We start from the raw sequence: 21,434 nt of genomic DNA on the forward strand, positions 1-21,434 counted from the left end.
CGGGGTGGGGGTGCTGCCGGAGCTGTCTCTCCGGCTTCTCCACCCCCGCCACCGTGTCCACCCCCACCTCAACCCTCCCCCGCCAGCGGGGGAGGGGGTAGCCTCGCCATGAACCCCGCCCCGTCCATCGTCTTCTTCACCACCGCCTCCGGCGCCGGCTATGGGCTGCTCTTCTGGCTCGGCCTGCTGCGGCCGCTGGGGCTGGTGCCGGGCGGCCAGGGCTTCGGCCTCACCGCCCTGGCGCTGGCGCTGGTGCTGATCACCGCCGGCCTGCTCTCCTCCACCGCGCATCTCGGCAATCCGCGGCGCGCCTGGCGGGCGGTCAGCCAATGGCGCTCCTCCTGGCTCTCGCGGGAGGGGGTGGCGGCGCTCGCCACCTACGTCCCGGCGGTGCTGTTCGGGCTTGGGCTGCTGGCGGAGATGCCCGGCCTGACGGCGCCGATGGGGCTGCTGGCCGCGCTGGGCGCCGCCGCCACGATCTACTGCACGGGCATGATCTACGCCTGCCTCAAGCCCGTCAAGGAATGGCGGCATCCGCTGGTGGTGCCGGGCTATCTGCTGCTCGGCGCGTTCAGCGGCGCGGCGCTGCTTGCCATGCTCGGCAGCTTCTGGGGGGATGGCGCGGTGCCGGCCGCCCTTGCCCTGCTCGCCGGCCTGGCCGCGCTGGTGGTGAAGAACATCTACTGGACCGCCATCGACCAGGCCCCGCCCGTGGCGACGGCCGAAAGCGCGACGAGCCTCGGCTTCATCGGCAAGGTCCGCCCGCTGGAGCCGCCGCATACCGAAACCAATTACCTGCTGCGGGAAATGGGCTTCCGCATCGCCCGCAAGCATGCGGAGAAGCTGCGCCTGCTGGCGCTGACGGCCGGCTTCGGCGCGCCGGCCGCGCTCTGCGCCTTCGCCCTGCTGGTCGGCGGCGGGATGGGGGCCGCGGCGCTGACCCTCGGCGCCGCGCTGGCCCTGGCCGGCCTGCTGGTGGAGCGCTGGCTGATGTTCGCCGAGGCGACGCACACGGTGACCCTGTACTACCACGGCCAATAGCACGAGGCCCAAACGCACGGCTCCCGGCCGCCCTTCGGCCTTTGGCGAGCAGGGCACGGCGCGCCCCGCGCCAGGCGGGGTAGAGCCAGCCCCTCCCGGGCGGCTCCCGGTGCCGCGGGGCGGTCGCGCCTGGCGGGCGGGGCGGCCGCGCCGCTCCGGACGGGGCCTCACCGGGCCGCCCCCTCGCTTTGGAATGCCAATTGCATGCTCTGCCCCGAACCGCGCAGGCTACCGCCACAGGGCAGGGAGAACGGGCATGGGTCGAAGCCGGGCTTGGGCACTCGGATTGGCGCTGGACGCGACCCTCGCCGTCGCCAACGGCGTCCCTTCTGGTGCCCGGGCGCAGGAGCTGACCATCGCGGTCGGCGGCGCCTTCACCTCCATGGACCCGCATTTCTTCGACCTGTCGCCGAACCATGCCCTCACCTGGCATGTCTTCGACCGGCTGGTGCACCCGGATTCCGACCAGCGCCCCTCTCCCGGCCTCGCCGAAAGCTGGCGCGCCATCGACGAGCGGAGCTGGGAATTCAGGCTCCGCCGGGGCGTCACCTTCCAGGACGGCACGCCCTTCACCGCGGATGATGTGGTCTTCACCTTCGCCCGCGCGCCGAACGTGCCGAACAGCCCGACCAGCATGGGCCAGTACATCCGCCCGGTGCAGCGGCTGGAGGTGGTGGATGCCCACACCATCCGCCTGCACACCGCGGAGCCCATCCCGCTGATCCCGCAGATGATGATGTCCTTCTCCGTCATCGGCCGGAAACAGGGCGAGGGCATGGGCACCGCCGATTACAACAGCGGCAAGGCGGCGGTCGGCACCGGGCCGTATCGGCTGGTCTCCTTCACCCTGGGCGACCGCGCCGTCTTCGAGCGCAACCCCGCCTGGTGGGGCCCGGCCCAGCCCTGGCAGCGCGTGACCTACCGCCTCATCACCAATGACAGCGCCCGGGTCGCGGCGCTGCAATCCGGCGATGTGGACGCGATCGACGCGGTGCCGACGCGCGACGTGGCGCGGCTGCAGCGGGACGCCCGGCTGAACGTCACCTCCCGCCCCGGGCTGCGGCTCATCTACCTCTATGTCGATGCCAGCCGGCCGGTCAGCCCGCATGTGACGGACCGCAACGGCCAGCCCTTGGCGGAGAACCCGCTGCGCGACGTGCGGGTGCGCCGCGCCCTCTCCATGGCGGTGAACCGGGAGGGAATCCGGCGGCAGATCATGGAGGGCTTCTCCCTGCCCACCGGCCAGGCCCAGCCGGAAGGGGCGATGGGCTACGACCCTTCCATCCCCGTCCCCGCCTACGACCCCGACGGGGCGAAGAAGCTGCTGGCGGAGGCGGGATACCCGGAGGGGTTCAACATCGTCCTGAACGGGCCGAACGACCGCTATGTGAATGACGACGCCATCGCCCAGGCCATCGCGCAGATGTGGGCGCGGATCGGCGTGCGCACCCAGGTGCAGACCAGCCCGGCCAGCGTCTTCTTCACCGCCGGCGGCGTCAGGGACGAGCATTCCATCTCCCTGACCGGCTGGAGCACCTCAACCGGCGAGCCGGACACCCATCTCTCCCTGATGCTCGCGACCCCCGACCCGCAGCGCGGCCGCGGCACAAGGCTGCGGCCCTCCCACTACTCCAACCCGGCGCTGGACCGGATGATCGACCGGGCGCTGACCATCATCGACACGGAAGCGCGGGAGAAGGCCTATCAGGAGGTCATCCGCATCGGCTACCAGCAGGAGCTGGCGGTGATCCCGATCCATCATCAGGTGAATATCTGGGCGATGAAGCGCGGGCTGACCTATCGGCCGATGCTGTCGGAGCAGACCAGGGCGACGGAATTCGCGCCGGCGCGGTGAGGGTCGGGGGCGCTGCCCCCGAAAACCCCCGGCAGAGGGCTCCGCCCTCTGCACTCCCGCCGGGGCCAGGACCTGGCCCCGGACCCCGGTCTGAGTTTCAGACCCGTGGGTTGAGCCTGCCGACTGAGGGTGGGGTCCGGGGCCAAGCCTTGGCCCCGGCGGGGTCCAGGGGCAGCGCCCCTGGCGGGCCTACGCCTCCGCCTTGATCCCCAGCCGTGCGATCAGCCCGCCCCAGCGCTCCCGCTCCGCCGCCATGGTGCGGGCGAATTCCGCGGGCGTGCTGCCCATCACCTCGAAGCCCTGGCCCTCCAGCGCCGCCCGCGTCGCCGGCACGGAAAGCGCCCTCCGCGTCTCCTCGGACAGCCGCGCCACCCGCTCCGCCGGCATGGCGGCCGGGCCGATCAGCCCGTTCCAGGCATAGCTCGCCGCATCCGGCAGGCCGACCTCCGCCAGGGTCGGCACCTCCGGCGCCTGGGGCAGCCGCGCCTCGGCCGTCACCGCCAGCGCCCGCACCTGGCCGGCCTGCAACTGCGGCAGGATGCCGGCGCCGATCAGCACCAGCGCCTGGATGCGCCCGGCGATCAGGTCCACCACCGCCGGCGGGAAGCCGCGATAGGGGACGTGCAGCATCTCCATCCCCGTCCGCGCCATGATGTCCACCATGGCGAGGTGCGACCCCGACCCCGACCCGACCGAGCCGAAGGCCAGCGCGCCCGGATGCGCCTTGGCATGCGCGACGAAGCCGGCGAAGTCCCGCCCCGGCACGTCCGGATGCACCACCAGGATCTGCGCCCCGCGCAGCAGCAGGGAGATCGGCACCAGATCCTTCGCCGGATCGTAGCCAAGGTTCTGGTAGAGCGCCGGCGCGGTGCTCAGCGGCCCGTTGATGGAGACGCCGATGGTGTGGCCGTCCGTGGCCTTCGCCACCGCCTCGGTGCCGATATTGCCGCCGGCGCCGGGCCGGTTCTCCACCACGCAGGGCTGGCCCAGCACCTGGCCCAGATGGGTGGCGACGGCCCGCCCCGCGGTGTCCGGGGTGGAGCCGGCGGGGAAGGGGACGATGAGGCGCAGCGGCCGCTCCGGCCAATGGGACGCGCCTTGCGCCCGGGCACGGGCGGGCAGGGCAAGCAGGGCGGGGCTGCCAAGGGGAGCAAGGATCAGGGCGCGGCGGCTGGGGCGCATCGGGTTTCCTCCGGCGGGCGTCGGCCGGCTTGCAGCACAAAGCCCACCAGGCCGCAACTTCACCCCATCAGCCGCTGCCGCAGCCGCCCCGAGACCAGGTCGATCACCGCCACCATCACCAGGATCAGCAGGATGATGAAGGAGACGGTGGGCCATTCCAGCGTGCGGATCATCTCCGCGAGATGCAGCCCGATCCCGCCCGCGCCGACGATGCCGATGATGGTGGAGGAGCGGACATTGGATTCGAAGAAATACAGCACCTGCCCCGCCAGCACCGGCACCACCTCCGGCAATATGCCGAAGCGGATGCGCGCCACGCCGCTGCCGCCGGCGGCCACCACCCCCTCCTGCGGCCTGCGGTCGGCGGCCTCGATCGCCTCGGAGAACACTTTTCCCAGTGTCCCGATATCGGAGGTGAAGATCGCCAGCACGCCGGCAAAGGGGCCGAGGCCGACGATGCCCACCCAGATCAGCGCCCAGATCAGCGCATCCACCCCGCGGATGCCGTCCAGCACCCGGCGGGAGAGGAAGCGGACGATGCCGTGGATCGTGGCATTGCGCGCCGCCAGCAGGCCGACCGGCAGCGCCACCAGCGCCGCGCCGAAGGTGCCGAGGAAGGCGATGGCCAGCGTCTCCGCCAGCGCGTGCAGGATGCTGCGGACATTCGCCCAGCTCCCCGGGTCCGGCGGCAGCATCAGCCCGAGGAAATGCCACATCTGGCCAAGCCCGGTGGCGAGCCGCGAAGGCTCCACCCCCAGCCGCCACAGGCCGAGGAACAGCAGCGCCGTGCCCGCCAGCCAGAGCAGGAACACCCCGAGCCGCGTCGAATTCATCACCCGGAAGGCGGCCGGGTAGGTGCCCTGCAGCGCCGGCAGCCGCGCCAGCGCCGCGGCCCGCACCGGGTGGGGCAGCGGGGCGAGGGTGCCGCTCATGCCCGCTCCTCCATCAGCTTCCGGCGCAGGATGCTGGTGCCGGTATCGATCAGCACGACGGTAAGGATGATGAGCAGCAGCAGCGCGGCGACGTCGTTGTAGTAGAATTTCCGGATCGCCTCGATCAGGTCCTGGCCGATGCCGCCGGCGCCGACGAAGCCCAGCACCGCGGCGCCGCGCACATTCACCTCGAAGCGCAGCAGCCCGTAGGCGAGGAAGCCAGGCAGCACCTGCGGCACCACCGCGAAGCGGGCCATGGCTGGCCAGTCCGCGCCCGCGGCGACGGCGCCTTCCACCGGCTTCAGGTCGATATTCTCGACGATCTCGGAGAACTGCTTGCCCAGCGCGCCAAAGGTGTGGATCGCGATGGCCAGCACGCCGGGCAGCGGGCCGAGGCCGAAGGCGATGACGAAGATCAGCGCGAAGACCACGTCCGGCACGGTGCGGCAGAATTCCAGCACCCGCTTCACCACCCAGCGCAGCGCCGCGCTGCGGGTGATGTTGGCGGCCGAGAGCAGGCCGAACAGGAAGCCGCCGGTGGCCCCCAGCAGCGTGCCGACATAGGCCATCAGCAGCGTATCGCCCAGCAGCGCCAGCCAGTGCCGGAGGCCCCAGAGCCATTCGCCCGGGTCCTGCCACACCCATTGCCCGGCGCGGTCGCCGGCTTCCAGCGTCAGCAGCCGGGCGAAATAGCCGAAGAACCGGTCGCCATGGGTCAGCAGGCGGCCGGCATCCACCTGCGCTACCCAGCCGGCGAGCAAGGCGAGGGCAAGCAGCACCCCCGCCGAGAGCCAGAAGCGCCGCCGTGCCGCCGCCTTCTCCGCGGCGACGGCGGCGAGCAGCGGCGCGAGGCGCGCCGCCGGCAGCAGCGGCAGGCCGGCGGCGGCGGCGCCCGACATCAGCCGCGCTGGCGACGGAGGCTGTCGACGAAGCGGTTCAGCTCGATGATCGGCTGGTAGGCCGCGTTGTCCACCGGCGCCCAGGGGAGCTGCTTGCCCTCATAGATCGCGTCGAAGGCAGCCTTGTCCTTCTGCGGCAGCTCCAGCACCGCGGTGCGGATGGCGGCGCGCAGCTCGGCCGGCAGGGTGGTGAGGTAGGCGAGGGGCGAGTTCACGATCTGGTCGGACTTGAAGATGATGCGGAAATCCGCCGCCTTCACCATGCCCTTGCGGTCCATGCGCAGCAGGTTGCTCTCCTGCTCGTCATTCCACCAATTGGCGCAGACATCGACGGTGCCCTGCTGCAGCGCGATCACCGCATTCTCGTGGCTGCCGGTATAGACCACGCGGCTGAAGAACTCTTCCGGCTTGATGCCCATCTTGTTCAGGGCGAAGCGCGGCACGTTGTTGCCGGAGGTGGAGTTGGGGTCGACCAGGCCAAGGTTCTTGCCGCGCAGGCTGGGGATGTCCTGGTAGGGGCTGTCCGCCTTCACGTAGAAGACGGAGTAGTAGCCCTTGGTGCCGTCCAGATTCACCTCGATGGCGAAGGCCTCCACCTGCGCGCCGGTCATCAGGGCGCGGGCGAAGGAGGAGGGGCCGTAGGAGGCGATGTGGATGTTGCCGGCGCGCTGGCCCTCGATCACCGCCGCGTAGTCGTTGGCGACGCGCAGCGTGACCTTGGTGCCGAGGGCCTTGCCGAGGCTCTCGCAGAACGGCGTGTAGCGGTTGATGACGCCGGAGGCGTTCTCCGCCGGGATGATGGCGAAGACCAGCTCCGGATAGGCACTGCGCCAGGACTGGGCGAGGGCGGGACGGAGCGCCAGGGGGGCCATGGGCGCGGCAAGCGCGGCACCCATCAGCAGGCGGCGGGTGAACATGGGCAGCAGTCTCCTCGGGGGTCAGGCTGAGACCAGGGCCGGGTCGGCCCCGATCACCTCGGCCGCTTCCAGCCCGTAGAGGCTGCGCGCGACCGCATCCGTCAGCGCTTCCGGCGGCCCTTCGAAGACCAGCTTGCCGGCAGCGAGCCCGACCAGCCGCGTGCAGTAGCGGCGGGAGAGGTCGAGCGAATGCAGGTTGACCAGCACGGTGATGCCGAAGCGCTGGTTGATCTCCTTCAGCGCGTCCATCACCAGGGTGGTGTTGCGCGGGTCAAGGCTCGCGACCGGCTCATCCGCCAGGATGATCGCCGGCTCTTGCACCAGGGCCCGGGCGATGGCGACGCGCTGCTGCTGCCCGCCGGAGAGCGAGCCGGCGCGCTGCGGCGCCAGCGCGCCGATATCGAATTGCTCGAGCGCCGAGAGGGCGATGGCGCGGTCCGTCTCGCTCCACAGGCCGAGCACGGCGCGCCAGGCCGGCACGTGGCAGAGCCGGCCGACCAGCACGTTGGTCAGCACGTTCAGCCGCGGCGAGAGGTTGAATTGCTGGAACACCATGGCGCATTGCCCGCGCCATTGCCTGAGCGCCCGGCCGCGCAGCGCGGTGACGTCCCGGCCCTGCCAGCGGATGCGGCCTTCGGTGGGGTCGGCCAGGCGGTTGATCATGCGCAGCAGGGTGGATTTCCCGGCACCGGAGCGGCCGATGACGCCCACCATCTCCCCCGGCGCGATGGCGAGGGAGATGTTGTCCACGGCGGTCTTCGCGCCGAAGCGGCGCGTCAGCCCTTCCAGTTCCAGCATGGCAGCTCCCCTCGGGCGGGGCTCTAGCAACCGGGGGTGACGAAGGGATGACGGACGTGTGACATCCATATTTCAGCGGGGCTTGTCCGGATGAACGGGCGGGCGGGCGATGACCCGCCCGGCGAGGCGCGCCGGACCACGACGGAGGCGGGATCGGGCAGCGGTCTGGCGCTGCCGAGGGCGGTCCGAGCTGACTAGGAAGTATCCGGAACATTACGATATCACTTGCATCCCCTGCCGAGTGGATGCCCCCATGGGGGCTGCTGGCCAACCTATCGACATTCTCGTCACCATCGACCCCGTCGGAAATGAATCTCGCCCTGATCTCTTGCCGCAGGTGCGGTGCGGGGCATGGCGTTGGATCAACGTCCAGGCTACGGGTGGCTCCTGGTCGGAACCTTCCAGCCTGGTGGCGCGGCTTGGCAACCGCTACGGCGAAGCGCCGCGCAGCTACGCGACTGAGTTCCTGCAAGCGACGGAAGTCCACGCGAACTTCAATCGGATGCTGCGCAGCCAGATCGCCGGCGGTGGCATCATCGAAGATTTGCTGCTGGGCCGGCGGCCGTCACGGTGAGACGCGCCAGGCTCGCCGCGATGCTCACCTTGCTCCTCGGCGGCTGCATGGCGCTGGTGCCGCCGCGCATCGCGGATCTGCAATGGACCTCGGTAGAGGTGCATCGGCCCCTTGTGGAAACTCCCGATCTGGCGGGCGCTGTGCTTGTCATCCACCTGCGCACGCGCCGGAATCTGGCGGACATCAGGTCGCGCCACGGCATGGGTGGCTATGCCCATCTCTGGGGCTGCGAGTCCGGTCATCCCGAGCAGAGCTATCTCGGTGCAAGTCTTGTTCTCGACCCCGCCGGAAATGTGCTGGCGCCGCACCACCCCTTGGAATTGTCTGCCGACGAGGCCGGCTGGCGCCATGTCTGGGTTGAGCTCCGGACCGTCGGGCATCTCCTCCCGGATGTGGCGTCCCGCCCGGGCGCCGGGTATGATCTCCTGCTGCGGAACGAGGATATCTGCCTCGACATCGCCGGCGGCAACATGCTGGGCGTGCGATACCGCTCCAACACCATCCGCATCCCCGCCGCCGCCATCCGTGCGGCGTTGGCGAGCGGCGGGCCGTAGCCGCGCCCGCCCGTGCCTGCCATGATCTTCCCCAACAACCAAACGGGGAAGCGCCATGCCCGAAGCGCCCGATGCGGCGGCCGTCGCCGCCGTTCACACCACGGATGTGCTGGTCCTCGGCGCCGGTTCCGCCGGCTGCGTCATCGCCACCCGGCTTTCAGAGGACCCCGCCACCCAGGTCGCGCTGATCGAGGCCGGGCCGGCCGCCTGGACCGATCCCTGGATCCGCATCCCCGCCGGCTTCGCCCGGCTCTATGCCAGCGGCAAATATGATTGGCGCTTCCATACGGAGCCGGAGCCGGGCCTGGAGGGCCGTTCCATCCACTGGCCGCGCGGCAAGGTGGTGGGCGGCTCCGGCGCGGTGAACGGGCTGGTCTTCCTGCGCGGCTCGCCGCGCGATTATGACCGCTGGGCGCAGAGCGGCGCCCGCGGCTGGGCCTATGACGACGTGCTGCCTTTCTTCAAGCGGCTGGAGACCTGGTCCGGCGAGCCTTCCGAGGAGCGCGGCACGGATGGCCCGATCCATGCCGCCGAGGCGCGCCACACCTCCCGCGGCGCCGAGGCCTTCATCGCGGCGGCGCTGGCGATGGGGCACAAACGGGTCAAGGATTTCAACGGCGCCTGGCATGAGGGCGCCGGCCCGATGCAGATGAATGTCCGCCGCGGCTTACGCAGCCATTCCGGCGACATGTTCCTGCGCCCGGCGCGCCGCCGCCCCAACCTCCGCATCATGCCGGAGCGCGCCATCCTGCGCCTGCTCTTCGACGGCACGCGCTGCATCGGCGCCCTGGTACGCGGGCCGGCAGGGCCGGAGCGCTGGGAGGCGCGGCGCCAGGTGGTGCTGAGCGCCGGCACCATCGGCACGCCGCATATCCTGATGCTCTCCGGCATCGGCGACGGCGCGCATCTGCAGGAGCACGGCATTCCGGTGCGGGTGGCGAGCAAGGGCGTCGGGCAGAACCTGCAGGACCATTTCCTGCAGCGCATGCGCTACCGGGTGAAGCCCTGCGGCACGGTGAACGAGCTGGTCCGTGGCCCTGTCGGCAAGCTACGCATGGCGGCGCGCTACGCCTTCGACCGGCGCGGGCCGATGTCCATCGGCGCGGCGGAGGCCAACCTCTTCGCCCGGGTGCTGCCGGGGGCGGAGGAGCCGGACATGCAATACCTCTTCGTCAACTTCACCGTCACCACCTATGACCAGGGGCCGGACCCCTGGCCCGGCTTCATGTTCAGCGCCTGCCAATGCCGCCCGGACAGCCGCGGGACGATCACGCTGCGCAGCCCGGACCCGGCGGACAAGCCGGTGATCCGCGCGAATTACCTGGAGGCGCCGCACGACCAGCACCTGATGGTGGAGGGGGTGAAATACGCCCGGAAGCTCGCCGTCCAGGCGCCGCTGGCGACGCTGATCGAGGAGGAGCTGACGCCCGGCGAGAAGGTGACCAGCGACGAAGCGATCCTGGCGCATATCCGCCGCGATGGCGGCACGGTGTACCACCCCTGCGGCACCGCCCGGATGGGCGAGGGTCCGCTGGCGCCGGTGGACAGCCGGCTGCGGCTGAAAGGCGTGGAGGGGCTGATGGTGGCGGATGCCAGCGTGATGCCGCTGGTGCCATCGTCCAATATCCAGCCGGCGGCGCTGATGATCGGGGAACGGGCGGCGGCCTTCCTGCGGGGTTGAGGGAGGGCTTTGCCCTCCCTCAAACTCCCACCCACCAAAGGCCGAAGGGTCTTTGGAAACCGTGAGTCTTAGGCGCGACGGTCGAGACGCAAAACTCCAGGGTTCCAAGGGCCTTTCGGCCCTTGGCAGGGAGAGTTTGAGAGGGGCAGAGCCCCTCTCAACGCCGCACTTCGGCCCCGGCCCACCTCTCCATCACCCGCACCAGCCGCGAGACGTCAGCCCCCGCCCCTTCCTCGATCAGCCCCAGCCGCCACATCCGCGCCGCCTGTTCCAGCACCCATACGGGCACGCCCAGCGCCTGCGCCTCTGCCACGCCCAGCCCTACATCCTTGTCCAGGATCGGCATGGTCGCGCCGAAGCGGAATTCGCCGGAGAGGATCGTCTCCATGACCTTCTCGCTGACCATGGAGCGCCCGGTGCCGGCATTCAGCATCTCCAGCATCGTGCCCGCATCCAGCCCGGCCTTGGCGCCCATCACCATCGCTTCACACGTCGAGGCGAAATTGGCGGCGAAGACCAGGTTGTTCACCAGCTTCATCACCTGCGCCTGGCCCGGCGTCTCGCCCAGCACGAAGACCCGCGCGCCGATGCGGAGCTGCCAGGGCCTGAGTGCCGCCACCGCCTCCGGCGCGCCCGCCGCCAGCATCGCCAGCGTTCCCGCCCGCGCCCCGGCCGGCCCGCCGCTGATCGGCGCATCCACCATGGCGATGCCGGCAGCGGCCATGCGCGTAGCGATCGCCTCGATCGCCGGGCGGCCGATGGTGGACATCTCGGCATAGAGCTTCACCGCGGCGCCGCCCGCCACCTCCACCGACACGGCCTCGCTCACCTTGCCGCTCGGCAGGCAGGCGAAGACAATCTCCGCCGCATCGGCCACGGCGCGGGCCGAAGGGTGCGCGGTGGCGCCGCGCTCCGCGAAGGGCGCCATGCCCTCCGGCCGCGGATCGAAGACATGCAGCGCGACATCCGGGCCGAACAGTCGCTCCGCCATGGGCGCGCCCATCTGGCCGAGGCCGATGAAGCCGATGCGTGTCAGGTTGGTGCTCATGCCGCCAGGGTCCCACTATCCACCGGCAGGATGGTGCCGGTCACGATGCGCGCCTCGTCGCTGGCGAGGTAAAGCGCGGCCTGCGCCATGTCCATCGGCTCCCCGAGGCCGAGCAGATGGCTGTCGGCCACCTTCTGGATGCCGCTATTGCCGGCCAGCAGCCGCTGCACCCTTTCGGTCATCGTCACCGAGGGGGCGAGGGCGTTCACCCGCACGCCCTGCCGCCCGAATTCGACGGCGAGGGAGCGGGTCAGCGCCGCGATGCCGCCCTTGGCCGCGGTGTAGCAGTCCCGCCCCTCGAACCCCATCAGCGCCACCACCGAGCTCATGTTGATGACCGAGCCGCCGCCCGACTTGATGATCTCCGGAATGCCGAAGCGGCAGCCGAGGAAGGTGCCGTAGAGATCGAGGGTGATGGCCCGCCAGAATTCCTCGAGCGGCGCATCGACGACGCTGCCATCCAGCGGCGTCGAGCCGCCGGCATTGTTGTGCAGCACATGCAGCCCGCCCCAGTGCTGCACCGCCTGGCGGATGCTCGCCTCCACGCTCTCAGGCTCGCGCACATCGGTGGCGATGGCGATGGCCTGGCCGCCGGCGGCCGTGATGCGATGTGCCGTCTCCTCGCCACGCGCGGCATCGTATTCGGCGATGGTGATGCGGGCGCCCTCGCGGGCGAAGAGCTCGGCGGTGGCGCGGCCGATGCCGCTGCCCGCGCCGGTGATGTAGGCCACCTTGCCGGCCAGCCTGGCCATGCTGCGTCCCTCCCATGCTTGGTTGGGCGCATCATGGCAGCTTCCCGCGCCATCCGACCAGGGCCTTCGGCTCACACGCCGGAACCGGCGCTGCCTGTTGCCTGCCGCGGCTTTGGCGCGGCAGGCTGTGCGAGGCGCCGATCGGGAGGGACTCCGGGGTCCCCATGGAGCCGCGCAGCGGCTTCATGGGGAAAAAATCTAGCCCAGCAGCCGCCCGATCACCCGCGCGGTGTAATCCACTACCGGAATCACCCGCCCGTAATTGATCCGCGTCGGCCCGATCACGCCGATGGCGCCGACGATCCGCTCCTGCCCGTTGCGGAAGGGCGCCACCACCATGGAGAGGCCCGCGGTGTTGAACAGCCCGCTCTCCGCCCCGATGAAGATCTGCACGCCCTGGCCGCGCTGCGCCAGCTCCAGCAGCCGCAGCACCGTCTCCTGCGCCTCCAGCCGCTCGAACAGCGCCTGGATCTCCTGCACCCGGGCGAGCTGGTCCAGGTTTTCCAGCAGCCTTGCCTGACCGCGCACGATCAGGCTGCCGCCGCCGCCGCCGGACCAGGTGGCGAGGCCGCTTTCCACCACTTGCGTCGTCAGCGCATCCAGCGCCGTGCGGTTGGCGGCGATGTCCTCGCTCACCTTGCTCCGCGCCTCGTCCAGGCTGCGGCCATGAAGCTGGGCGTTCAGATAGTTGCTGGCCTGGGCCAGGGCGCTGGGCGGCAGGCCGGCCGGCACCTCGATGACCCGGTTCTCCACCTGGCCATCGGCGCCCACCAGCACCACCAGCGCCCGCCCCGGGCCGAGCGCCACGAATTCGATGTGCCGGATCGCACCCTCGCTCTTCGGCGCCACCACCAGCCCGGCCGCTCCGGCCAGGCCGGACAGCATCTGCCCTGCCTCCGCCAGCGTGTCCTGCAGGGAGCGGCCGGAGGCGGCGCAGCGCGCGGCGATGTCGCTCCGCTCCTGCTCGCCGAGATCGCCGAATTCCAGCAGCCCGTCCACGAACAGCCGGAGGCCCCGCTCCGTCGGCAGCCGTCCCGCGGAGGTGTGCGGCGCGTAGAGGAAGCCCGCCTCCTCCAGATCGGCCATAACGTTGCGGATGGAGGCGGGAGAGAGGCCGAGGGGCAGGCGGCGGGACAGGGTGCGGCTGCCCACCGGCTCCCCGGTCATGACGTAGATTTCCACCAGCTCGCGCAGGATGGCTGCGCTGCGATTGTCCAGCCCGGCGACGGAAGCGCCGGCGGCCCCACCCGGCGGCGGAGCTATCGGCACCTTCGGCGGATACATCGGCGGTGACACCCCCTTCTTTGGACTCTTTGGACCACCTGAAAGGCTAGGAAGGGCAACCAGCGGCGTCAACCATGCCCCGGGGACCGGGGATTTCAAGGGGCCCTCCGGCCGGCCGGGCAAGTCCCCCTCGGCAACCCGGCCCGGCCCTGCTAGACGCCCCCGATGCTCAGGGGCGTCCTCACCGTCGGCGGCTGGACCATGGTCAGCCGCATTCTCGGCTTCGCGCGGGACATGCTGATCGCCGCCACCTTGGGCGCCGGCCCGCTCGCCGATGCCTTCTTCGTCGCCCTCAAGCTGCCCAACCTGTTTCGCCGGCTATTCGGCGAGGGTGCCTTCAACGCCGCCTTCGTTCCCGCCTTCGCCGGCACCCTGGCGGTGCAGGGCCCCCATATCGCGCGGCAATTGGCGGAGCGCATGGCCGCGCTGCTGACGCTCTGGCTCAGCCTGCTGGTGGTGCTCGGCCTGGTCTTTATGCCGCAGCTCATGCAGGTGCTGGCCCCCGGCTTTACCGAAGACAGGCTGAAATTCGCCCTGGCGGTGGAGCTGACGCGGATCACCTTTCCGTATCTGCTGCTGATCTGCCTGACCGCCCTGGTCTCCGGCGTGCTGAACGGGCTGGACCGTTTCGCCGCCGCCGCGGCGGCGCCGGTCTTCTTCAACCTGCTGTCCATGGCGGCGCTGCTGGTCCTCACGCCCTATGTGGCGACGCCGGCCCATGCGCTGGCCTGGGGCGTGACGGCCTCCGGCGCGGTGCAGCTTGGCCTCGTGCTCTGGGCCTCGGCGCGGGCCGGCATGGCGCTGAACATCCTCCGCCCGCCCGCCCTGGCGCCGGAGGTGCGGCAGATCCTGCGGCGGATGATCCCGGGCGTGCTCGGCGCCGGCGTCACCCAGCTCAACCTGGCGATCGACGTCATCATCGCCTCCTTCCTGCCGGCCGGCGCCGTTTCCTTCCTCTATTACGCGGACCGGGTGGGGCAGCTACCGCTCGGCGTCATCGGCGCGGCGGTGGGCACGGCCATGCTGCCGCTGCTCTCCCGCCAGGTCCGCGCCGGGGAGAGCCTGTCCGCCCACCGCACCATGAACCGCGCGGTGGAGATGGCGCTGCTGCTTTGCCTGCCCGCTGCGGTGGCGCAGGCCGCGGCGGCGTACCCCATCGTCCATGTGCTGTTCGAGCGGGGGCAATTCGGCCCTGCCGCCGCCGATGCCACCGCCGCGGCGCTGGCCGCCTATGCGCTCGGCCTGCCGGCCTATGTGCTGGTGAAGATCTTCGCCCCCGGCTTCTTCGCCCGGGGCGATACGGCGACGCCGGTGAAGGTCGGCCTTTTCGCCGTGGCGCTGAACCTCGCGCTCAACCTGCTGCTGACGCACTGGCTGGCGCATATCGGCGTAGCGCTGGCCACCGCGCTGTCCGCCTGGGCGAATGCCGCGACGCTGGGCTGGCTGCTGTGGCGGCGCGGGCAATTCCTGGCGGATCGCCGGCTGCGGGCGCGCGCGCCGCGGCTGCTGCTGGCCTCGCTGCTGATGGGGGTGGTGCTGGCCGGCCTGGCCGAGGCGCTGTTCCCCGCGCCGCATGCCTGGCGCTACCTGGCGCTGGCGGTGCTGGTGGGCGCCGGCGCCGCCGCCTATTTCGCCGCCGCCTTCGCGCTGCGGGCGCTGGAATGGCAGGAGCTGCTGGCCCTGCTGCGCCGCCGCCGGCGGCGGGCCAGGCCGGCCTGAGCGCGGCGGCTTGACCTGCGGGCCCGGAAGCGGGACATCCCCGCACCCTCACAACTGGATGGTCTCCACCCCCATGCAGCGCGTCTTCTCCGGCATCCAGCCCTCGGGCATCCCGACCCTCGGCAACTACCTCGGCGCCATCCGCAATTGGGTGCCGCTGCAGGAGACGCATGACGCGATCTATTGCGTGGTCGATCTCCACGCCATCACCGTGTGGCAGGAGCCGAAGCAGCTCGCCGCCCAGACGCGGGAGATGGCGGCGGCGCTGATCGCCTGCGGGCTCGATCCGCAGCGCTGCATCCTCTTCGTGCAGAGCCATGTGCTGGCGCATGCCCGCCTCGCCTGGATCTTCAATTGCGTCGCCCGGCTCGGCTGGCTGAACCGGATGACGCAGTTCAAGGACAAGGCGGGGAAGGACCGGGAGGCGGCGAGCGCCGGCCTCTACGTCTACCCGAACCTGATGGCGGCCGACATCCTGGCCTACAAGGCGACGCTGGTGCCCGTGGGCGACGACCAGAAGCAGCATCTGGAACTCGCCAACGACATCGCCGAGAAGTTCAACCACGATTACGGCGTGCCCGGCTTCTTCCCGCGGATCGAGCCGCTGATCCAGGGCGTGGCGGCGCGGGTGATGAGCCTGCGCGACGGCACCAAGAAGATGTCGAAGTCGGATCCCTCCGACCAGTCGCGCATCAACCTGACGGACGACGCCGATACCATTGCGCTGAAGATCCGCCGGGCGAAGACCGATCCGGAGCCGCTGCCCGAGCAGGTGAACGGGCTGGAGGCGCGGCCGGAGGCGCGGAACCTGGTGGGCATCCTGGCCGCGGTGACGAACAGCCTGCCGGAGAACGTGCTGCGGGAGCATGGCGGCAAGGGCTTCGGCGCCTTCAAGGAAGTGCTGTGCGAGGCGCTGGTGGCGCATCTCTCGCCCATCCAGGCGGAGATGTCGCGGCTGCTGAGCGATCCGGCGGCGCTGGAAGGCGCGCTGCGGCTGGGGGCGGAGCGGGCGGCGGCGATCGCCACGCCGATCGTCGAGGAGGTGGAGCGCGTGGTGGGGTTCCTGCCGCGCTGAGCGGCCGGGCCGATTCACCTTGCGTCCCGGCCGCTGCCGCTGTAGCATTACCGCATCGTCATTCTAGGCCAAGGAGGGTGGATATGCGCGCACCGCGCCTGCTGAACACGCACGCACCCTCCCGGCGCGACCGCGCCGCGGCGATCCATGGCCATGCCGCGCATGGCCATCCACGCCACGGCCTGGGTCGTTAGGTCGCGCCCGGCCTGAGGGCCGGCGACCTTCGCGCATCGTCTCATCCGGAGCTTCGCCTGGCGCGGCCGCGTCGCCGCGCCTGTGGCGTCGCGTCCCCAGCTCAGGCCGCCGCGACGGGTGGCCGGGGATGTTTCTCGTGACCACGGCAACCGATAAGCGCCCGGACCCTTTCCGGGCCGTGCTTTCCTTCCTGTGGCAGCATTGGCGCCGCCACCCATGGCTGCTCGCCGCCGCCATGGCGGGCATGCTCGTCGCCACCGCCGCCGATATCCTCGTGCCAGTCTTCGCCGGCGCGCTGGTGGAGGCGCTGGCCCGGGCGGGCGAGACCGGGCGCGAGGCGGCGCTCGCCGCGGCGCTGCGCGCGCTGCTGGCGCTCACCGGCCTCGGGCTGCTGGTGCTGGCCGGGCGGCTGGCGGGCATCCTCGGCGTCATCGCCCTCACGCTCCGCGGCATGCAGGCGGCGGGGGCGGAGGCTTTCCACCGCGTCCAGCGCTTCTCCGCCGAATGGCACGCCAATGCCTTCGCCGGCGCCACGGTGCGCCGGATCAGCCGCGGCATGTGGGCGATCGATCTGCTGAACGACACGCTGCTGATCGCCCTGCTGCCCTCCGCCGTGGTGCTGCTCGGCGCCACGCTGCTGCTCGGCTGGCGCTGGCCGCTGATGGGCGCGCTGGTGGCGCTGGGCGGCCTTGCCTATGTCGCGCTCACCCTCGGCCTCGCCTTGCGCTGGGTGGCGCCGGCGGCGCGGCTTTCCAATGGCTGGGACACCAGGCTCGGCGGCGCCATGGCGGATGCGGTGGGCGCCAATGCCGTGGTGAAGGCTTTCGGCGCGGAGGCGCGGGAGGATGCGCGGCTCGGCGCCATCCTGGAGAAATGGCACCGCCGCACCCGCCGCTCCTGGCATCGCGGCACGGCGTCGGAGGCGCTGCTGATTTCCGCCCTGCTGCTGCTGCGCATCGCCGTCCTCGGCACCGCGCTGTGGCTGTGGTGGCGGGCGGAGGCGAGCGCCGGCGACCTTGCCACGGTGCTGACCATGTTCTTCATGGTGCAGGGCTATCTGCGCGATGTCGGCTACCACATCAGCAACCTCCAGCGCGGGGTGAACGAGATGGAGGAGCTGGTGGCGCTGCAGGCGACGCCGCTCGGCATCGCCGACCGGCCGGATGCGAGGCCGCTGCAGGTGACCCAGGGCGCCATCGCCTTCGAGCAGGTGAGTTTCCGCTACGGCGGCCACCCGACGCCGCTCTACCGCGACCTCAGCCTCACGATCCGGGCGGGGGAGAGCGTCGGGCTGGTCGGGCCTTCCGGCTCCGGCAAGACCACGCTGGTGAAGCTGATCCAGCGCCTGCACGACGTGACGGAGGGTCGCATCACCATCGACGGGCAGGATGCGCCTGGCCAGCCAGGCCTCGCTGCGGCGGCAGATCGCGACCGTGCAGCAGGAGCCGGTGCTGTTCCACCGCTCCATCGCGGAGAACATCGCCTATGCGCGGCCGGGGGCGACCATGGCCGAGATCCGCCACGCCGCGGCGCTGGCCAATGCGGACGGGTTCATCGCCCGGCTGCCGCAGGGCTACGCTACCTTGGTAGGGGAGCGCGGGGTGAAGCTTTCGGGCGGGGAGCGGCAGCGCGTGGCGCTGGCCCGCGCCTTCCTGGCCGATGCGCCGATCCTCATCCTGGACGAGGCGACCTCGGCGCTGGATTCCGAGAGCGAGGCGGCGATCCAGGAGGCGATGGGGCGGCTGCTGCAGGGGCGCACCGCCATCGTCATCGCCCATAGGCTGTCCACGGTGCGGGCACTGGACCGGATCCTGGTGTTCGACCGCGGGGAGGTGGTGGAGGAGGGGACGCATGCGGCGCTGGTGCAGCGCCCCGGCGGGCTCTACCGGCGGCTGTTCGAGCGGCAGGCGTTGGAACTGGCGGCGGGTTGAGAGGGGCGTCGCGGCAGTGCCGCGACCCCCTCTCAAACTCTCCCCGCCAAAGGCCGAAGGGTCTTTGGCAACCTCGAGTCCCGGACCCGTCGGTCGCAGCGCGGCCCTCCGGCCCTTGGCGGGTTTGGGGGTTGCAGCACAGCGGCAACCAGAGCCCTCCCCCGACTACCCGACGCGCAGCAGGGAAGGCCCGTTCTCCCGCAGCCACGCCACCGCCGCATCTCGGTGCGGCGTAAGCTGCGCCACCTCCGCCCAGAAGCGCGGGCTGTGGTTCAGCTCCTTCAGATGCGCCACCTCATGTGCCACGACGTAGTCCAGCACCCAGTCCGGGGCCATGACCAGGCGCCAGGAGAAGGCCAGGGTGCCGTCCGGGGCGCAGCTTCCCCAGCGGCTGCGCGTGTCCTTCAGCCTTATGGCGCGGGGCGAGACGCCCAGCAGCGCGGCATGCCCCGCCACCAGCACGCGGATGCGCCGCCCGGCCTCCGCCTTCAGGAAAGCGGCGAGGCGGGGGGCGAGGGTCGCGGCCTCGCCCGGCACCAGGATGGCGCCGGGCGCCAGGGCCAGCTCGCCCGTCGCCTCCGGCACATGGCGGACGGTATGGGGCGCGCCGCCGAGCGGGATCTCCGCCCCCGCCGCCAGCGGGATATGCGGGGCGAGGGTGGCGAGCCTGCCCATCACCCAGGCGGCATGCGCGGTGAGAAGCGCCATGCCGGCGCGGCGGCCGGCGCGCGGCGGCAGGGTGACGACCACCGCCCCGGCGCGCAGGTCGATGCGGATCGAGACCCGGCGGGCCCGGCGGGAGCGCCGCCAGCGGACCGGGCACGGTTCGCCGCTGGCGGCCAGGGAAATCGGTTCGGGGTCGGTCTGGTCCATGGGGGGACCATGGACCGCCAGCGGGTGCGGCAGCAACCGCTTGACACGAATGCGAGCGGAACGAGCCGGGTCGTACAACCCTGGGTAGGGGCTAGCCTGGCAGCCCTTTCAGCTCGGTCTCGACGAAGGAGAGGGGGGCGGTGCCGCCGTTCACCACGTTGTGCTCCGCCCCGGCCAGGCGGGAATAGGCCACGCCGGCCTTGAGTTGCGCGGTCATGGTTTCGCCGCCGGGCAGTTCGATGTGCAGGGTGCCGTCATGCACCGGCACCACTACGTAGTACCAGCCATGCCGGTGCCAGCCGGTTTCCGCGCCCGGGTTGAAGTCCCAGCGGGTGACGCGGACGTGTTCGTCCTCCACCTGGATGGTGCCGGTTGCCGGCTCGCGGCAGCGCAAGGGTTCGGTGCTCATCGCTTGTCCCGGATACTGAATTCATGGTTTCCAACGGCCCTTCGGCCTTTGGCGGGGTTGGACGCGCCGCGTCCAGCCGGGAGGGGCAGGGCCCCTCCCGAGGGCGGTCACTCCGCTGCCGCCTTGATGGAGAGCCCCGGCAGCGGCAGCGCCCCCGCGGCTTCCCACGCCGCCCAGACAGCATCCGCCTGCGCCTTGTCCAGCTTCAGGTGCGGCGGCCGGATCACCCGCCAGCCATCGTCGCCCGTGCTGCGCGCGATGATCTCCCGCAGTCCCGGGATCAGCGGCACGGAGGTGGCGGCCCGCCGCGTCGCCGTCAGCATGGCCTGGGCCTTGTCGGCCTCCGCCCCGGTGCGCCTGGCGTAGACGATGCCGCCCCAATGGGAATTAGCGTTGGAGGCCGCCGTGATGCACCCCGCCCCGCCATCCAGCAGCATCTGCTGCAGGAATTCGTCGGAGCCCGAATAGACCTCGAACCCGTCCCTGGCGAAATTGTCGGCCATCGCCTTCATGTTGGCGTAGACGCCGCTGCTGTCCTTCACCCCCTTGATGGTGCCGGGGAAGGCCTGCAGCAGCCGGCCGATGAGGTCGAGGCTGAAGGGCACCGCGCTCTGCTGCGGGAAGTGATAGAGGTACAGGGCGATGCCGCCGCCGACGCGGTTCACCACCTCGGAGAAATAGGCGAAGAGGCCGTCGTCGCTCGGCGCCTTGTAGTAGAAGGGCGGCAGTAGCAGCACGCCGCGGCACCCTTGCGCCTTGGCGTGCAGGGTCAGCTCCACCGTATCGGTCAGGCTGGCGCAGCCGGTGCCGGGCATCATCACCCTGGCCGGGATGCCGCGGGCGATCAGCCCTTCCAGGATCGCCTTGCGCTCGGAGAGGCCGAAGCTGTTGGCCTCCCCGGTGGTGCCGAGGATGCCAAGGCCGTTGCAGCCATTCGCCAGCAGCCATTTGGCATGCGCCGCCATGCGGTCGAGGTCCGGCGAGAGGTCCGGATGCATGGCGGTGAGGACGGCGGCATTCACGCCGCCGAACAGGGCGTCCTTCATCGGGGTGCGCTTCCTTCTGGGGTTGTCGCTTGTGGGTCCAGCGGCTTGGCGGGGCGGGGCATCAGGCCGGGCCAGCGGACCACATGGTCCTCCAGCGCGCCAGCCTGGCGTTCCGGCACGGCGCGGCCGCGGACGGAGATGCCGGCGCGGTGCACCGTCTCCGGGTCGCCGGAGATCAGCGGGTGCCACCAGGCCAGGTCCTTGCCCTCGGCGACCAGGCGGTAGGCGCAGGAGGGGGGGAGCCAATCCACCTGCGCCACCTTGGCGGGGGTGAGCTTGACGCAATCCGGCACGTGGCGGCGGCGGTTCGCATAGTCCTTGCAGCGGCAGGAGTGGGTGTCGAGCAGGCGGCAGGCGACCTCGGTGAAGGCCAGCCTTTCGGTGTCCTCGTCGCGCAATTTGTGCAGGCAGCAGCGGCCGCAGCCATCGCAGAGGCTTTCCCATTCGGCGCGGGTCATGCCGTCGAAGGGCTTGGCTTTCCAGAAGGGCAGGGGCGCGGACACCGGCCCAGCTTAACAGGCCGGGGCGCGGCGCGCAGGAGGGGGAAGCGGGATTGGCGGGCCGGGGGCGTCGCCGCGGGAGGGGAGGCGGGATTGGCGGGCCGAGGGCGCCGGCGCGGGAAGGGAGGACGGGATGGCAGGCCAGGGGCATCGGCGCGGGAGGGGAGGC

19 protein-coding genes and 1 pseudogene are annotated in these 21,434 nt (G+C 71.2%); 8 read left to right on the forward strand and 12 right to left on the reverse strand.

Translation table 11 applies throughout. The features are described 5' to 3' along the window. Positions 1-108 precede the first annotated feature (108 nt). Both E5N76_RS20745 and E5N76_RS20750 read left to right on the forward strand, forming a co-directional pair. Positions 109-1,041: a dimethyl sulfoxide reductase anchor subunit family protein gene (locus E5N76_RS20745; protein WP_149539232.1), complete on the forward strand. Its 933-nt coding sequence runs from the start codon at positions 109-111 to the stop codon at positions 1,039-1,041. Positions 1,042-1,297: 256 nt separating this feature from the next. Next, on the forward strand, positions 1,298-2,896 hold the full coding sequence (locus E5N76_RS20750; protein WP_149539233.1) for an ABC transporter substrate-binding protein: 1,599 nt from the start codon (positions 1,298-1,300) through the stop codon (positions 2,894-2,896). A 189-nt stretch (positions 2,897-3,085) separates the two neighbouring features. On the opposite strand, the gene E5N76_RS20755 is transcribed toward E5N76_RS20750, so the two are convergent. Genes E5N76_RS20755 through phnC form a run of 5 tightly spaced genes read right to left on the reverse strand, consistent with a single transcriptional unit; the run spans position 3,086 to position 7,624 of the window. Continuing rightward, positions 3,086-4,078, reverse strand: a complete 993-nt coding sequence (locus tag E5N76_RS20755; RefSeq protein WP_149539234.1) for a Bug family tripartite tricarboxylate transporter substrate binding protein — start codon at positions 4,076-4,078, stop codon at positions 3,086-3,088. A gap of 59 nt (positions 4,079-4,137) precedes the next feature. After that, positions 4,138-5,010 carry a phosphonate ABC transporter, permease protein PhnE gene (gene phnE, locus E5N76_RS20760; protein WP_149539235.1) on the reverse strand — a complete coding sequence of 291 codons (873 nt, stop codon included), beginning with the start codon at positions 5,008-5,010 and terminating at the stop codon, positions 4,138-4,140. Beyond that, complete coding sequence (phnE, locus tag E5N76_RS20765) at positions 5,007-5,909, reverse strand: phosphonate ABC transporter, permease protein PhnE (protein ID WP_149539236.1); 903 nt, start codon at positions 5,907-5,909, stop codon at positions 5,007-5,009. The genes phnE (E5N76_RS20760) and phnE (E5N76_RS20765) overlap by 4 nt, the downstream gene beginning before the upstream one ends. After that, on the reverse strand, positions 5,909-6,826 hold the full coding sequence (gene phnD, locus E5N76_RS20770) for a phosphonate ABC transporter substrate-binding protein (protein ID WP_149539237.1): 918 nt from the start codon (positions 6,824-6,826) through the stop codon (positions 5,909-5,911). Before phnD ends, phnE (E5N76_RS20765) begins: the two co-directional genes overlap by 1 nt. Before the next feature lie 21 nt (positions 6,827-6,847). Then, positions 6,848-7,624: a phosphonate ABC transporter ATP-binding protein gene (phnC, locus tag E5N76_RS20775; protein WP_149539238.1), complete on the reverse strand. Its 777-nt coding sequence runs from the start codon at positions 7,622-7,624 to the stop codon at positions 6,848-6,850. A 241-nt stretch (positions 7,625-7,865) separates the two neighbouring features. Here phnC and E5N76_RS20780 point away from each other — a divergent pair, with 241 nt between their 5' ends. The 3 genes from E5N76_RS20780 to E5N76_RS20790 are packed head-to-tail and all read left to right on the forward strand — an operon-like array spanning position 7,866 to position 10,433. Then, a complete protein-coding gene (locus tag E5N76_RS20780; RefSeq protein ID WP_149539239.1) occupies positions 7,866-8,198 on the forward strand; it encodes a hypothetical protein in 333 nt (110 codons plus the stop codon). 20 nt (positions 8,199-8,218) lie between these two features. Continuing rightward, entirely contained in the window at positions 8,219-8,752 is a 534-nt protein-coding gene (locus E5N76_RS20785) for a hypothetical protein (protein ID WP_149539240.1), read from the forward strand. A gap of 55 nt (positions 8,753-8,807) precedes the next feature. Further along, positions 8,808-10,433 (forward strand): GMC family oxidoreductase, encoded by a 1,626-nt coding sequence (locus E5N76_RS20790; protein ID WP_149539241.1) that lies wholly within the window; start codon positions 8,808-8,810, stop codon positions 10,431-10,433. A gap of 157 nt (positions 10,434-10,590) precedes the next feature. Here the strand turns inward: E5N76_RS20790 and E5N76_RS20795 are convergent, their stop codons facing one another. The 3 genes from E5N76_RS20795 to hrcA all read right to left on the reverse strand — a co-directional run bounded on the left by E5N76_RS20795 (position 10,591) and on the right by hrcA (position 13,517). Further along, a complete protein-coding gene (locus tag E5N76_RS20795; RefSeq protein WP_149539242.1) occupies positions 10,591-11,481 on the reverse strand; it encodes an NAD(P)-dependent oxidoreductase in 891 nt (296 codons plus the stop codon). Next, positions 11,478-12,233 (reverse strand): SDR family NAD(P)-dependent oxidoreductase, encoded by a 756-nt coding sequence (locus E5N76_RS20800; protein WP_149539243.1) that lies wholly within the window; start codon positions 12,231-12,233, stop codon positions 11,478-11,480. The genes E5N76_RS20795 and E5N76_RS20800 overlap by 4 nt, the downstream gene beginning before the upstream one ends. Positions 12,234-12,431: 198 nt before the next feature. Further along, on the reverse strand, positions 12,432-13,517 hold the full coding sequence (gene hrcA / locus E5N76_RS20805; RefSeq protein WP_149539244.1) for a heat-inducible transcriptional repressor HrcA: 1,086 nt from the start codon (positions 13,515-13,517) through the stop codon (positions 12,432-12,434). Between the two features lie 165 nt (positions 13,518-13,682). Between hrcA and murJ the strand changes: the two genes are divergently transcribed. From murJ to E5N76_RS31410, 3 genes and pseudogenes are all read left to right on the forward strand, one after another. After that, positions 13,683-15,236 (forward strand): murein biosynthesis integral membrane protein MurJ, encoded by a 1,554-nt coding sequence (gene murJ, locus E5N76_RS20810; RefSeq protein ID WP_149539245.1) that lies wholly within the window; start codon positions 13,683-13,685, stop codon positions 15,234-15,236. A 73-nt stretch (positions 15,237-15,309) separates the two neighbouring features. After that, complete coding sequence (trpS, locus tag E5N76_RS20815) at positions 15,310-16,311, forward strand: tryptophan--tRNA ligase (RefSeq protein ID WP_149539257.1); 1,002 nt, start codon at positions 15,310-15,312, stop codon at positions 16,309-16,311. A gap of 322 nt (positions 16,312-16,633) precedes the next feature. Continuing rightward, positions 16,634-18,437: pseudogene (locus tag E5N76_RS31410) on the forward strand (ABC transporter ATP-binding protein). 165 nt (positions 18,438-18,602) lie between these two features. Here the strand turns inward: E5N76_RS31410 and E5N76_RS20825 are convergent. The 4 genes from E5N76_RS20825 to E5N76_RS20840 form a co-directional block, all read right to left on the reverse strand. Next, a complete protein-coding gene (locus E5N76_RS20825; RefSeq protein WP_149539246.1) occupies positions 18,603-19,310 on the reverse strand; it encodes a M48 family metallopeptidase in 708 nt (235 codons plus the stop codon). A gap of 91 nt (positions 19,311-19,401) precedes the next feature. Further along, positions 19,402-19,719: a cupin domain-containing protein gene (locus E5N76_RS20830; protein WP_149539247.1), complete on the reverse strand. Its 318-nt coding sequence runs from the start codon at positions 19,717-19,719 to the stop codon at positions 19,402-19,404. 107 nt (positions 19,720-19,826) lie between these two features. Continuing rightward, complete coding sequence (locus tag E5N76_RS20835) at positions 19,827-20,765, reverse strand: dihydrodipicolinate synthase family protein (RefSeq protein ID WP_149539248.1); 939 nt, start codon at positions 20,763-20,765, stop codon at positions 19,827-19,829. Then, positions 20,762-21,223 carry a YcgN family cysteine cluster protein gene (locus E5N76_RS20840; RefSeq protein WP_408021720.1) on the reverse strand — a complete coding sequence of 154 codons (462 nt, stop codon included), beginning with the start codon at positions 21,221-21,223 and terminating at the stop codon, positions 20,762-20,764. Before E5N76_RS20840 ends, E5N76_RS20835 begins: the two co-directional genes overlap by 4 nt. Between the last annotated feature and the right edge of the window lie 211 nt (positions 21,224-21,434).

It is taken from the genome of Siccirubricoccus phaeus, from assembly GCF_008360935.1.
GTDB lineage: Bacteria > Pseudomonadota > Alphaproteobacteria > Acetobacterales > Acetobacteraceae > Siccirubricoccus > Siccirubricoccus phaeus.

Coding starts and splice junctions, on each gene's coding strand:
- E5N76_RS20755 (WP_149539234.1), bottom strand. CDS start 4,078: ATGCGCCCCAGCCGCCGCGCCCTGATCCTTGCTCCCCTTGGCAGCCCC.
- phnC (WP_149539238.1), bottom strand. CDS start 7,624: ATGCTGGAACTGGAAGGGCTGACGCGCCGCTTCGGCGCGAAGACCGCC.
- hrcA (WP_149539244.1), bottom strand. CDS start 13,517: ATGTATCCGCCGAAGGTGCCGATAGCTCCGCCGCCGGGTGGGGCCGCC.
- E5N76_RS20840 (WP_408021720.1), bottom strand. CDS start 21,223: ATGACCCGCGCCGAATGGGAAAGCCTCTGCGATGGCTGCGGCCGCTGC.
- phnE (WP_149539235.1), bottom strand. CDS start 5,010: ATGAGCGGCACCCTCGCCCCGCTGCCCCACCCGGTGCGGGCCGCGGCG.
- phnD (WP_149539237.1), bottom strand. CDS start 6,826: ATGTTCACCCGCCGCCTGCTGATGGGTGCCGCGCTTGCCGCGCCCATG.
- E5N76_RS20800 (WP_149539243.1), bottom strand. CDS start 12,233: ATGGCCAGGCTGGCCGGCAAGGTGGCCTACATCACCGGCGCGGGCAGC.
- E5N76_RS20795 (WP_149539242.1), bottom strand. CDS start 11,481: ATGAGCACCAACCTGACACGCATCGGCTTCATCGGCCTCGGCCAGATG.
- E5N76_RS20830 (WP_149539247.1), bottom strand. CDS start 19,719: ATGAGCACCGAACCCTTGCGCTGCCGCGAGCCGGCAACCGGCACCATC.
- E5N76_RS20745 (WP_149539232.1), top strand. CDS start 109: ATGAACCCCGCCCCGTCCATCGTCTTCTTCACCACCGCCTCCGGCGCC.
- E5N76_RS20790 (WP_149539241.1), top strand. CDS start 8,808: ATGCCCGAAGCGCCCGATGCGGCGGCCGTCGCCGCCGTTCACACCACG.
- phnE (WP_149539236.1), bottom strand. CDS start 5,909: ATGTCGGGCGCCGCCGCCGCCGGCCTGCCGCTGCTGCCGGCGGCGCGC.
- trpS (WP_149539257.1), top strand. CDS start 15,310: ATGCAGCGCGTCTTCTCCGGCATCCAGCCCTCGGGCATCCCGACCCTC.
- E5N76_RS20785 (WP_149539240.1), top strand. CDS start 8,219: ATGCTCACCTTGCTCCTCGGCGGCTGCATGGCGCTGGTGCCGCCGCGC.
- E5N76_RS20750 (WP_149539233.1), top strand. CDS start 1,298: ATGGGTCGAAGCCGGGCTTGGGCACTCGGATTGGCGCTGGACGCGACC.
- E5N76_RS20835 (WP_149539248.1), bottom strand. CDS start 20,765: ATGAAGGACGCCCTGTTCGGCGGCGTGAATGCCGCCGTCCTCACCGCC.
- murJ (WP_149539245.1), top strand. CDS start 13,683: ATGCTCAGGGGCGTCCTCACCGTCGGCGGCTGGACCATGGTCAGCCGC.
- E5N76_RS20825 (WP_149539246.1), bottom strand. CDS start 19,310: ATGGACCAGACCGACCCCGAACCGATTTCCCTGGCCGCCAGCGGCGAA.